Genomic DNA, 13102 nt, shown 5'->3' on the forward strand with positions numbered 1-13102 from the left:
TTCGCGGGACTTAGACGGAGGTTCGCGTCGTTCAGGGCGCCACGGGCAAGTACCTGCGCACCGACCGGGACTCCACCACCCGGAACAACCTCGACGACCTGCCGAACCTGTAGGGGACAGGTCCGGACGGGGCGCGACCGAGTCGATCTCGCGTCGCGGGTTCGCTGGGAAGGCGGCGGGTGGGGGCCCGCCGTCCCAGCGAACCACTGTTGCGCTGGACAATTCGACAAGTCGTTCCGCTGACCCGCGGGACACCAACGCTACCCGTTGGAAGCCTCCTGGATCGCCGCCGCGAGCTCGTCGTAGCCGACGACCGCTGTGGCGAGCTGCTGTGCTCGCACCCAGGTAAGTGTTGACTGCCCGGTTGCCTCGAGCGCAACGCGCGAGAGCACGGCGAATCGCCAGTTCCCGATGTCGAGTTGGTCGAACTGCTCTCGCCCTGCGAGATTCACGGCGAGAACGTAAACATCGGCGTTGTAGGTCGACTCGGCGGCGTATGTGTTCGTCAGAGGGTCAAGGAGCTTTCCGCGGAGGCCTGAGAACGCGAGCGTGGACGGTTGGCGCTGCGACCACCGCTGCACAAGTGCGCTGGACTTCACCTCGATGCGGATGCCGCCCCACAGGACGTCGAACGCGTCCCATTCGACGCGCACCGGCCGCTCGGCCCCGGTGGCACGCCACACAAGGTACTCGGCCAGCCACCCGCGAACATTGTTCGTGGTCACATCGGGCAATGCGAACCGCCAGAAGTCAGACACCGATGCGTCGACTCCGAGTAACCGCTCGTCACCGGTTAGCGGATCCAGCGGAGGCGGTTCGACCATCGTCATGCCGTGAGCCTATCCGCCGTTGTGCACCGGCGGGATTGGTCTCTGGGTGCCACCCGATCCTTGAGGTGATCGCTCGATGCGATGAGGTCGATGGTGAGCCTGCCGACCCGTCGGGGCGTGCGTGCTGCTGAATCGTGGACGGCAACGCCAAATCGTCACGCGCGCTGTTCCGAGTCGGCGATTGCTTCGTCGAGTTCGCGCATGCGCTCCTCAATGCGGAGGCGCGCAACGACCGATTCGGAGTGCTCGCTGCAGAGCCACTGGCCATCGAAGTTCTCGCCTGTGCGCTTCTGGCATCGGCTCCCGAGGCTGACGTGCCCACACCTTGCACTTGGCGCTGGACGAAGATGGTCGGGGGCGTTCGCGGCGTACGGCGAACTCTCCCATCCATACGGATGCTGAAGGCATCGCCATTCGAACCAGCCGCCGTTCTCTGGCCCATCGAGGTTCGGAGCCCAAACGCTGTGTTCACGCCAGCGGCGGACTACGACGATGTCTTGCGTGCTGTGCTTCTGCCCCCACTCTTCGCGGCGGCAGTAGGTGCACTCGCTAGTCAGAGGATCCTTGTCATCGCCGCGGTCCTCGATTTCCAGGATCGGGTAGGGCGTGTCGATGAGCATGTCTTTGAAAAGGACCATCAGGACTCCTTTCCATCGAAGATGCTCGTTCTCTCGATTCCGTCGCGCAATCTCGTCCACTGCTCAGCGCATGCGGAGCTGATGCGGTAGTAGACCTCGCGTCCTCGGGCCGGACGGAGGTCCTGACCTGTCGCCCTCGTGAACGGCGCGAGAGTTCCCTCTGGCAGGTGTGCGTTGATGTAGCGATAAAGGTGTGTGCGAAAAGTAGAGATCACCGACGCCGTCTGCCCGGTCCACTCAGCCAACTCAGCGATGCTGAGCCACTGACCTGCCGCGCCCTGCTCTACAACGGCATCCATGATCCTGACGTAAACCCGTGCTGTTGTCGTGGGTGCTGATGCGAATCGCTCGACTTGTTGGTCAGGCCATAGCGGGTAATCCGGAATCCCGTCGTCAGCAATGGCCGTGCGTGAGAGACGGTTCGTCTGGTCGGCGATGAGAAACGCCGCGAACCTGCGCACTTCCTCGGCGATCTCCCGCGGTACGTCGATAGCGATGAGGTTGTTCATAGTTCAGAATCTATAGCAAGTGCTGCATTCCATCAATACACAGTGCAACATACGGTGTGATCCACTCCGGGTGACGTTGCTTCGTGCGCGTGTCTATCCGTCGCACCGTTGTCCGTAGTGAGATCAGGCCCCCGCGCGGTATGTGGCATCACACAGTGAGCGTCGGCTGCGCGACGGACTGAGTGGAGCAGCTTCTTCTCCGGGCGAGCAAGCCGCGTCGATACGATGTGGGGAAGCATCGCGTCGGGTGAGGGTTCATCGTTAGCCGACGGCACACCTGGAGGGGCGATATGGGCACTACCACTGAGACTCGTGCTGCGTTGAAAACATGGCGCGAGGGGCTCATCGGGTTGGATCGACGCAGCCGTCTCCTCCGCTTCAGGGCTCCCAGGACATCCTCGCTGAGTTTCGATGCTCCCTCCGCGGACGCCATCCTCGATCTGCTCCGTTCCGGAAAGCTCCAGAGCTTCGTAGGCGACGTCATAGACCTGGACAGCGGCGAAGCGCGCCCGGCCCGCCCCGGGGCGTTTCTGCACGTTCCACGCGCAGACGCGGAGATCGGTCCCGTGGTCCGCACTCTGATGCGCCGCGCGAACGAAGAGTTCCTCGACCGCGGCCTCTCCGTGCTCTACGTCGCTTTCGGCATGCTCAAGTGGCAGGACGTGGATAAGACGGACATGACCAGTCCGATCTACCTTCTCCCCGTTGAGTTGGTCCCGGAGGGGCCTCGGGCGACGCCGAGGATCAAGGGCGGGCAGGACGACGCCGTCCTGAACCCCGCCCTCCCTCTTCGCCTCAACGAGTTCGGAATCACTCTTCCGACGTACGAGGAGGTCGAGGGGCTGACCGTGTCGGAGATCCTGAACCGTTTCACCGCAGAACTGACCAAAGCGAAAGACTTCAAGGAGTGGAGACTCGAGCCGGAGGTTCACCTCGCAACGTTCTCTTTCGCTAAAGAGGCCATGTACAAGGACCTCCTTGACAACGAAGCGAGCATCCTCGACCACCCGGTAGTCCAGGCCCTGGCAAACAGCGACCCCACGTCTCAGAGCGACGAGTTCCAGTTCGACCCTGTTGATCCCGCCGACATCGACGAGGTCGCCCCGCCGGAACGCACACCACTCGTGCTCGACGCAGACTCCTCCCAGCGTGCCGCTGTCGTAGCCGCTCTGGCCGGGCGCAGCTTCGTCATGGATGGACCGCCAGGAACGGGCAAGTCTCAAACCATCGCCAACATGATTGGCGCGCTCATGCACGCCGGTAAGTCGGTACTGTTCGTCTCGGAGAAGATCGCCGCACTTGATGTGGTGAAGAACCGGCTCAAGGACAGTGGCCTCGAGAGTTACCTTCTCGAGCTGCATTCCCACAAGACGAACCGCAAGGATGTCGCATCCGAACTCCTCCGGACCCTCGACAATGTCGCTCAGCCACCCCTCGGGATGACAGCCCCCTCTCGCTCAGCTCTTGAGGACCGCCGTCGCCGACTCAACTCGTACGCGTTGGCGATGAACGAGCGCCGCACACCACTGCAGGCATCGCTTCACGATGTCCTCGGTGAACTCGCCGAACTCGTCCACGTGCCCGTGGCTCCCGCTCCGAGTCGCCCACCTCTCCAACTGTCCGAAGAGGGCCGCGCGGCGCTCGGCGACACTCTCGCTCGCCTTGAACGAACATGGCGCCCTGCTGCCCAGGGTTCGACTTTCCTTTGGCGTGCCGTCACGGATCCCTCCTCGCTCGAATCGCGCCTCTACGCCGCGGTGAGCGCCCTTGACGAGCTTCAAGGCACGATTCGCCTCAATGAAGATGTCGTCGATTCGTTCGGCCTCCGCACACCCCGCCAAACGACGACCTTGATGGAGTTGCTGGATCTCCAACACGCTCAGCGACCCGCATTCGTCAACGACGAATGGCTGACCGCAGTCGACCAGACCGCAACCCACGCAGACCGTCAAAGACTTGGCGAGCTCGTCACCACGTATCACCGCGCCGCTGACCTCGTCATCGAGCAGGCCGGTGTCGCCTACGACCAGCTGCCCGTCGACTTCCCCTCGCGCCCCGAGGCCATAACCGTACTTGGGGCAATCGACCTCACCGGGCTCACCGCACAGACGCTGAGAGCCACCGCAGCCTCCTTCGAGGCCAGGGCGGCATCGCTCACCGCTGCCACCAACGCCGTCGCTAACCTCGCCCACCTCACCGGCGTGGCCGCCCCGGTATCCTTCGCTGATGCAGACCGTGTCGTGCGCATCACCGATATACATCGCGAGTTCCCCGGCATCGAAGCCGCTTGGCTCACAGCCCCCGGTCTCCACGCGGCCCGCGAAGCCACAAGCACCCTTCGCCTGGAAGCGCTCGCGCTCGAGCACAGTGAATCACAAGCGAGCGGGCTCTTCACTCCGAGCGCTCTCACGGCACCGTTGCGGGATCTCCAGGACCGCTTCGCCAACCTCCACACCGGACTCCGAAAGCTGTCCGGCGCGTACCGGACAGACAAGAAAGCGCTCGGAGCGCTCCTTGCCGACGCGAAGGAAGTGAAGTCCGGCATCGCTCACCTGTCGGACGCCATCGCATGGTCTGATGCCGTCGGAAAGTTCGAAGCCGCCGGCATCGCATCCGGACACCTACTCGGGCGGTGGTGGCAGGGACGTTCTACCGACTGGGAAGCGGTCGACCGATACCTCGGAGCGGCCGAGGAAGTCATCACGCTCAGCGGCCACGCGGTCTCCCGCTCGACGGTCACCTACCTGGCTTCCTCGACGGTTGATCCCGCGGAGGCGGCAGTTGCGGACTCTGTGCGTTTCGAGCTTGCCAACTGGCGAGCAAGTGTTGCGTCGCCTCCTGCTCTGGCCGGGCGACCGGAACTTCTCGTGGAGCCACCTGCAGCCTCGGTCGCCTGGCTGTCCGCGCATGTCGCCCCGATGCGAAGCGCCGCTGAGCGGATCGAGTCCGTGTCGGCAAACACCGGCAGAGAGCACACTCTTGGAGATGCTGAGGCGGTCATCGCTGCAGTCCAGGATGCGCGAGCTTGTGCGCGAGAACTGGACTTGGCGACCACCGACATGAACGCCCGGTTCGGTCCGCTTTACCAGGGCTTCCGCACCGACCTGTCCGGCGTCGACGTCGCCCTGGGATGGGCAGGAAGAGTTCGCGAGCTGGCGGGCGGGGCGCTTTCGCCTCATCAAGTATCTGCTCTGGGTCAGTCTTCATCCGTCGGTAGCCTTGAGCCTGTCCTTCGGAAGTGGGAAAGCGCGCGCGACGAGATCCTCAACGCGTTCGACTCGTCGCGCACGGAGGAACTGCGGGAGGACTTCGGCGACTTCGCGACTGCCTTCGAACTGCTCACGGACTTGCAGTCCGACACCATCGGTCAACAGGAGTGGTTCGACTACCAGGCAATCCGTGCCGAGCTTCGCGAACTCGACCTCGACGAGACCGTCAACTTCTGCATCGTGCAGCGCCTGCAGGCCTCGGCCGTTCCGAAAGTCATCGAGCGCGCGCTGCTGCGCGCATGGGCGGACGAGCACATTCGCACTGACACCCGTTTACATCCACTACTCGCCAGCGACCGAGAAGCTCTCGTCGCCGAGTTCCAGAAGCTCGACCGAGAGATCGTCGCGGCAGCCACCAGCGACATCATCCAGTCCGCGAACACTCGGCGGCCAGCGAACACGTCGCTGGGAGAGCCCGCCCTGATCCGGCGGGAGGGGATGAAGCAGAAACGCCACATGGCGGTTCGCAACCTCATCACCCAGGCACGTACGGCGATTCAAGCCATCAAGCCGGTCTTCATGATGTCTCCGCTGGCGGTCTCGCAGTACCTTCCGCACGATCTGAAGTTCGACGTGGTCATCTTCGACGAGGCGTCCCAGGTCACCCCGGGCGACTCCATCAACTGCATCTACCGCGGCAGATCGTTCATCCTCGCCGGGGACGACAAGCAGCTTCCACCGTCGCAGTTCTTCGAACGGGCGGTGGAATCCGACGACTCCGACGAGGAGGACTCTGACGTCAAAGACTTCACCTCGATCCTCGAACTCGCCAAGTCCTCCGGCGCGTTCCGAAACCTGGGCCTCCGGTGGCACTACAGGTCGCGTCACGAAGCCCTCATCGCGTTCTCGAACTACCGGTTCTACGAGGGGCACCTCGTCACCTACCCGTCCGCGCAGGACGAAGGACCGGATGTCGGAGTCGAGTTCTTCCACGTAGAAGGGATGTATCGCCGAGGCGGGGGAGCAGACAACCCGAAGGAAGCCAAGGCCGTCGCAGAGAGAGTCATTCAGCACTACCGGACACGGCCCGGTCTCTCCCTCGGTGTCGTCACCTTCTCCGTCGCGCAGGCCGACGCCGTTGTCGCAGCCGTCGACGAGCTTCGCACGCAGCACAGAGATCTCGATCCTCACTTCGATAAGAGCGACCGGCTGAACGGATTCTTCGTCAGGTCTCTCGAGTCGGTTCAAGGTGACGAACGCGACGTCATCGTCTTCTCCATCGGGTACGGCCCAGATGAAGCGGGCAAGATCTCCACCAACTTCGGTGTCCTCAATAAGGACAAGGGATGGCGTCGCCTCAACGTGGGAGTCACCCGCGCGCGGCAACGCATCGAGGTCGTCGCATCCATGGACGCAGGCGACATCCCGCCCTCCTTGAACGAGAACGTCGAAGCCCTGCGCGCGTACCTCGACTTCGCACGCAGAGGTATCTCCACGCTCGGCACGCAAGCCTCCGTGACTGGCCTCATGCCCGACTCGCCGTTCGAAGAGTCCGTGATACGGGCGATACAGTCCTGGGGCTACGTCGTTGAGCCCCAAGTCGGAGCCGCCGGCTTCCGCATCGACATCGGTGTGCGACACCCCGCCAAGCCCGGCTCCTTCGCCCTCGGCGTCGAGTGCGACGGCTACCAGTACCACTCGGCACCCGCCGCACGCGACCGGGATCGGCTCAGGGACCAAGTGCTGTCAGGCCTCGGTTGGACCCTTCACCGGATCTGGGGCACCGGATGGTACCGAGATCGTCAGCAGGAGGAAGATCGGCTTCGGGCGGCCATTGAAGCCGCGGTCTCGGGAACAGCGACCCGTCAGCGGAACTTCACAATTCCGCGCGCGACGGTCGAGACGAGCGCAGCGGAGGTCGAAGTTCCCTTCAGTTGGGCTGTCGACTACATCGAAGCGGAACCCGTCGCGTTGCCCTACTGGGTCCAGCCCGCAGAGCCCGGCAACCACCTCCACCTGGTCGAACCCCTCAAAGCGCTCGTCCAGGTCGAAGGGCCTGTTCACCTCGACACCGTCAGCGAACGCATCCGAGAATGGTGGTCCGTCGGCCGAGTCACCGCCCGACTCAAAGACAACATAGACCTCGCCATCACGAAGGCGGGCCTCGCCCGAGATGGCGATTTCGTCGATGTGCAGGGCCGCACCGTAACGAAGGTGCGGTCACGCGACCACAACCGCAAGCCAGACCAGGTCCACCTCGATGAGTTCGCGCTCGCCGCCGAGATGCTCGTACGAGATGTCGGCGGAGCGTCGCGTTCAGAGGTGGTGAACGCCATCGCGCGCCAGTTCGGCTGGACACGGACGGGTGCCATCGTCGACCAGCGCGTGAATGCAGCTGTCGACCGCGCTGTTGCCCGCGGGGTTCTCGCCGAATCCGGAGATACCTTGTCGGCAGCACCTTCTAAGTAGCGTCATCATCCGGTACTAGCGAGAGTGACGAGAACGCAGCCGTTCGAGGCGACAGTTTGCAGTGTCACAGGGTCGTCGCGACGCTTGGGGCGCGTGAAGCCATCAGCGTGATCCTTGCCGTGGTTACAGCGCAAGGTCACTCGCCCTCTGACTGCGAGGAGGAGGGTGCCGATAGCATCAGCGCGTGGAGGAATCGGATTTCTACGGCATCAGCGGAATGAAAGAGACCGTCTGCCTGAGTCACATCACAGACGACGTGTTGCGCGACGCTCTCGGCGAAGTCGCTGACAAGTTTGAATGCTCGTTCTGCCCGCGAACGTCCGAGCGCTCCACGGAGCCCTTCGCCGTCGCCATGGACGAACTCGGAACTCGGGTGTGGGACGTGGTCACGTGGCTGTACCAGTGGACGGATGGGGGCGGAGACCCATGGCAGTACGACGAGGAGTACGACGACACCTACGTGGTCTACGAGACCGTCGAGGAAGCAATTGATCCTGCATACGCCATGCAAGTCGTCGAATGCCTGATTGCAGCAACCAGCTCCTCGGATTCCTGGATTCCGAGTGACTCCATCGACCCGTCGATGCTTGGCTGGGACGCCTACTCCGCAACGGTCCGAACAGAGAGCCGGTTCGTCGTCATCGGAGCATCTGATCGGCCTGGCTTCGAGGAAGAACCCCCCGCCAGAATCGGAAGGTTCCTCGAATCGCTGCTTGCCTACGTCGAGTCCGACTTAGTGGTGGAGCTGTCGGCAGGATCGAGACTGTACCGCGGACGCATGACCGACGACGCTCGCCGTCTACTCGACGAAGTGCGCGCTGAACCAAGTACCCAGCTGGGGTCCGCGCCATCTAACCTCGCGAAGAACGGTCGCCTTTCGCCGCCTGGGATCAGCCTCTTCTACTCAGCCGACGACCTGCAAGTCGCAATCGCTGAGATTGCTCTGCACTCCGAATACGACGAGGCCATCATGGGGGCGTTCAGAACAACGAGGGCACTGAGGATACTCGACTTCAGCCGGCCGCTGACGACGTTGCCGAGCATCTTCGCAACGGATGACGACAGTCGGAGACGCTGGATGTTCGCGCGCTTCAAGAAGCACTTCACAGACATGATCACTGCCCCCGTAGTGCTCGACGGAAGAGAAGCGTTCGACTACACGCCCACTCAGGTCGTCGCGGAGTGGCTGCGATGGGTTCCGGTCGATCACATCGACGGCATCGCGTGGCCGTCCCATCTCACGGACAAGCTCAACGCCGAAGCCGGACCAGGCAAACCGATCCTCCAAGAGGAGGCCAACGACGACAGTACAGGCCCCCGCAACATCGCGCTGTTCTATGGCCACGGCACAGACTTTCAGTCAGATCCGCCGACTACGGCCGAACTGGCTCGTCTGAATCAGCGGCATCCGACGCTCACGCTATCGGCGGATGACATCACCATGCACAGGGTTGTCCGCAGCGTTCGAGCGCAAGAGATCGAGCAAGTCGACGAGGGCTGGGACGATCCCAATCCGATGTTCATGACCTCTGGCTGGTAGGCACATAGCCGCGTCCCTATTGACAAGGCCGACCCGCTGAAGACTCCGGGGCTGATCGTGCCGAGAATCGACGAGCCGACAGCCGAGCAACTCGCCCCTTTTCTCAAGTGGAATCCGTTCCACCGCGGATGACGCCGATCACTCGAATATGCGGTCCATGCGGCCATGGACCGCCCGACGTCTGACAGCCTGAATACGATTGGTCCATGCGAGATCCTGCCGATGCCGTCGATTTCGAGTTGATACTTGACCGCAACTCGGACGCGCCAGCCGAGCTTCACGCCGTCGGTGAGCAGTACTGGGAAAACATGGGGATCGATGCCGAGACAAACGAGATCCGCTGGGCGCGGAAGACCGGCGAGATTGACTTCAAGCCGTGGTCTGGGACAGCCCACTACGCTGCGGGCGCCGCCCTGACAGCTTCCTCGCCCACCTTCTCGTGCTCGTCGTGCGGAGGAGTGCTGACCCTAAGCTCCCGGCAGACACTCACTGATGCCCGCCGAGGTCTTGCCGTCGAATGTCGGTCCTGCAACACGCTTGTCGATGAGCGCGCCGCCACGGTACTCGACCCGAAGACTCAGGCCAAGCGTGAGAAACGCGCTCAGACGGAGCGCATCCAAGCTGCCGCGCGGGCCGAGCAGTTCGCCCGGCAGGAGGAACAGCGCGCCCGGGAGAGCGAACTCGAAGCATCCCGCCGCCAGGTCGTTGAAGCGACGTATCCCAGTGAGGACAATGACGGCGGCTACGCGGTGGATAAGGCATCGTTGCGCGCGAAAATCGCTGCGCTCGCAGTCATCCACGCCGCAGGCACTCCGGACGGACTTATCTATCCAGTGCAGTACGACACGTCGCTCGCTCCGAGTTCGGAGACGGCCCGCGATCTGTTCCTCGCGGCGCTCCATGCGGACCTCCTGCTGATCCACCCTTCTTCGCCGCCGCAGGCCTTCGTCTGGGGCGACGACGATCCGCTTGAGCTCACGACCTCGTTCTACGCGCATCTGGCTCGGTTTCATGTTCCGGGCGAGGGGTCGCTGGCCCGCCGCCTCCAGAGCTTCACGGGATACCTTCGAGAAGCCCTCCAGATCGATGCGCTGTGGTCGACGGATCGGCACGATCTCATCGCGCTTTCGCAGGAGCTTGTCGCGGAGGAAGCCGTGCGGTACTTCCGCTACTACCTCGGCTCGCTCAATCTGCCGGATCCGGCAGAACACCACCTGGAGGCCCTGCGTACGCATGTCGCGAAGGCCGCGGTGAACTTCTCGCTGGGGCAGTTGTACCGGATGGCGTGGTCATCCTCGCGCGATGCGATCTCCGCTTATGAGCGCATTGCTGGTCTCAGTAGAGACAAGGCCTCGACCCACGCCGTCAACAAGTTCGCGCAATGGGTGCAACGCGCGCTCGATGCACCCGACGACCTCGGCGGCCCCTTCAACGAAGACACGATCAATCTGCCGCTCAGCGCAGCGACGGACATCGTATTCCGCGTCGTGCTCGGCCTCAACCCGATGCGCGCGACCCCGCTCGACGTCAGTGACGCGCTCACCGGCTCGCCCGATGAGGAACTCCGTCGTGCTTGCGACGACCGGATTCCGGACCGCGCAGAGCTCATCGAATGGCTACGCACCGATCAAAGTTGGTCCGCGGGTGGTTTCAGGGCTGCGCTCGAGCGCGTGGGCGGGGAGTTCTACGCACCGTGCGCTCCGAATTGCGCCCATGGACGCGTGCCGTCCGTCGCTTACAATGCAGGTCGACTGTTCGATCGCATCGCGGCTCGCGTCGGCGAGAGCGACGGCGCGATCGTGGTCGCCGAGGCCATGGCGATCGGCAACGACACCGACTACCGGGGGAGGGCTGGCGATCTGGCTCTGGCGCTCGTGCTGGCCGAACTAGGACGGGAGCCTTCACGCGCCGATTGAGTGCGTTACTGCTCCTTCGGCCAAAGCCCCCAACGGTTGGCGCGACCGCGTTTCACGACCGCGTCCGGGTGCTCTTGCTGGAGCTTCGACAACCGCTCGATGACCTCGGCGATCGGGAGGTTGCCAGGCAGCGTAGCGAGTGGTTGAGGTTTTGGCTGCTCGGGCTTCGTTGCGTCGATCCGCTCCTGCGCACCGCGGAGGATTTCTCGTACCCGTTCCCATCGGGCGGCATTCAATGGCCACGCTGGACACGGACTCGTCTCGAAGACGTCGCCGTAGTCGTGCTGATATTGCGGCGTATAGCAGTCCGCGCACGTGTCCTCGGTTTCGAGGCGTGGAACCGCCAGCAGCACGTTCAGTCGCCGCTCCGCGCTCCACAGCTGCGCATCGATGCTCGCTTTCTCCTTGCGGTCCTTCGTGCTGGCTCTGGTCTGACGTAGCTCCGCCACAGTCTCGCGACGCTCCTCGATCCAGCGGCGCCGGAGGATGCCGTAGCAGATAATGTTCCATTTACGGCGGTCACGGGGGAGTTTGCCGCCCTCGTCAATGACCGTCTCTGGGTCTCCGACGATGCACTCGAGCCGGGCGATCTCGCGGGTGCGGTTCGCGACCTTCGCCTCGAGCTCCGCCACCTGCTGGGCGCGACGATCCGGAGCCATCCCGGGGAAACGGGTTCCACCTTTGAGCTCCACCGTTTCCTTTCGTTGGCAGACGGCGATGCATTGCTGCTCAAGGAGCGCGTAGCGAGCGCGCTCACGTTCTGGGTCATAGCTGGCCTTAGCTTCCTCCCAGCGGGCTTCGTCGGCCCGCCGTGCAGCCCGGACCCTGCGGGTGATTGCGGCGTTGATCGCGCCGACACGGCGCTTGGTCATCGGGCGGTGGTCGGGCTCCGCGCGTTCCCACTCACCCATCACCTTCTCTGCCCACTCCACCTCGGGCTGGAGCTCCTTCTCTCGCCACGGGTTCCAGTCCGTCTCATGGAAAATCTCAAACCAACGTCGCTGCGCCGTCAGGAGGTCATCGAACGTGGACGTGCAACCGGACTTCGGCCTCCAGAGCGTTCCTTCGTGTTCGTAGACCTTCTGCTCGGCATCGGCTGTCGTCGTAGACATGGAACCAGCATCGCGCCTCACTCTGCCCGAATGCCAGTGTCGGCGGCATACGGCATCATCAGTGACATGTCCGCACCTGGCCGCGCAAAGTACGGCCCCAACCAGTACCGCGCCTACATCCAGTCGGCCGAATGGCGCACTGTCCGCGAGCGGTATTGGTCGTCCAAGCTCCCGAAGAACTGCTTCGTCTGCGACAGCCCTCGCGTCGCCGGCATGCACCTCCACCACCGGACGTACAAGAACCTCGGTGCGGAACGCCTCATGGACCTCGTGCCAGTGTGCCCTGATTGCCACGCCTTCATTCACGATCTTCACAACGACCCGTTCTGGAAGCGACACGGCGGGCTTTGGGCTGCGACGAAAGAGGCCCGGCGGCGGGTACATCCGACGAACCGTCGTACACCGGGAAAGATGCAACGAGGGCCCGACACTCAAGCGCTGGGCCGCGCGGCGAGGGCCCTTCGTTCTCAGCGCTGAAGACCACTCCGACTGGGAGACCCTGGCGTTGTCCGACGATCAGACTGCGGAGCTGCGTTGAGTAGCGTTCCGACGCGATATCGTGTGCCGATCAGGTGTTGGGCGTCCAGGAGGTATCGGTGATCGAAGAATTCCTTGCAGAGCTGAAGGAGCGCATGCGCGCCACCGCCAGCGATCATGTCGAGGCCGCACACGTTGAGGGGTTCGAGGCTGCATCCGAGATTTGCCTGCACGTTCTGAAAGCGCGTAATGATCGAATCCTCGCGAGCTACAGTTCAACGTCTCCACTCAGCGAGGGTGATCAAGCAGTGCTCGCAGCACTCAACGAGCTGAAGTCCGAGATGGAACGCGACCTGCGTCGATACTGGAGGCCTCCGGCCCGGCCAGTTCAGTGAGCGGCCT

At 63.4% G+C, this 13102-nt stretch carries 8 protein-coding genes and 1 pseudogene; 5 read left to right on the top strand and 4 right to left on the bottom strand.

Features of this window, described 5'->3' with window-relative positions:
* Positions 1–32 precede the first annotated feature (32 nt).
* Positions 33–113: pseudogene (locus L978_RS19130) on the top strand (DUF3892 domain-containing protein); the annotation flags it as partial.
* A 147-nt stretch (positions 114–260) separates the two neighbouring features.
* Here the strand turns inward: L978_RS19130 and L978_RS18320 are convergent.
* The 3 genes from L978_RS18320 to L978_RS07330 all read right to left on the bottom strand — a co-directional run bounded on the left by L978_RS18320 (position 261) and on the right by L978_RS07330 (position 1977).
* Entirely contained in the window at positions 261–830 is a 570-nt protein-coding gene (locus L978_RS18320; protein ID WP_052193400.1) for a hypothetical protein, read from the bottom strand.
* A 155-nt stretch (positions 831–985) separates the two neighbouring features.
* Positions 986–1468 carry a hypothetical protein gene (locus tag L978_RS07325; protein ID WP_047521845.1) on the bottom strand — a complete coding sequence of 161 codons (483 nt, stop codon included), beginning with the start codon at positions 1466–1468 and terminating at the stop codon, positions 986–988.
* Positions 1468–1977: a hypothetical protein gene (locus tag L978_RS07330; protein WP_047521848.1), complete on the bottom strand. Its 510-nt coding sequence runs from the start codon at positions 1975–1977 to the stop codon at positions 1468–1470. The genes L978_RS07325 and L978_RS07330 overlap by 1 nt, the downstream gene beginning before the upstream one ends.
* A gap of 290 nt (positions 1978–2267) precedes the next feature.
* Between L978_RS07330 and L978_RS07335 the strand changes: the two genes are divergently transcribed.
* The 3 genes from L978_RS07335 (at position 2268) to L978_RS18725 (ending at position 11111) form a co-directional block, all read left to right on the top strand.
* Positions 2268–7655 (top strand): DUF3320 domain-containing protein, encoded by a 5388-nt coding sequence (locus tag L978_RS07335; RefSeq protein ID WP_081996955.1) that lies wholly within the window; start codon positions 2268–2270, stop codon positions 7653–7655.
* Between the two features lie 184 nt (positions 7656–7839).
* The gene (locus L978_RS07340) at positions 7840–9195 is read left to right on the top strand and encodes an RES family NAD+ phosphorylase (protein ID WP_047521850.1); all 1356 of its coding nucleotides are present in this window, start codon (positions 7840–7842) and stop codon (positions 9193–9195) included.
* 206 nt (positions 9196–9401) lie between these two features.
* On the top strand, positions 9402–11111 hold the full coding sequence (locus tag L978_RS18725) for a hypothetical protein (RefSeq protein WP_156118249.1): 1710 nt from the start codon (positions 9402–9404) through the stop codon (positions 11109–11111).
* A gap of 5 nt (positions 11112–11116) precedes the next feature.
* Here the strand turns inward: L978_RS18725 and L978_RS07355 are convergent, their stop codons facing one another.
* Positions 11117–12223 (bottom strand): hypothetical protein, encoded by a 1107-nt coding sequence (locus L978_RS07355; protein WP_047521856.1) that lies wholly within the window; start codon positions 12221–12223, stop codon positions 11117–11119.
* A gap of 596 nt (positions 12224–12819) precedes the next feature.
* Here L978_RS07355 and L978_RS07360 point away from each other — a divergent pair.
* Positions 12820–13095: a hypothetical protein gene (locus tag L978_RS07360; protein WP_156118250.1), complete on the top strand. Its 276-nt coding sequence runs from the start codon at positions 12820–12822 to the stop codon at positions 13093–13095.
* Positions 13096–13102: the final 7 nt, after the last annotated feature.

The sequence above is a fragment of the Microbacterium sp. ZOR0019 genome (genome assembly GCF_000800925.1).
In the GTDB taxonomy this organism is placed as follows: Bacteria; Actinomycetota; Actinomycetes; order Actinomycetales; family Microbacteriaceae; genus Microbacterium; species Microbacterium aurugineum.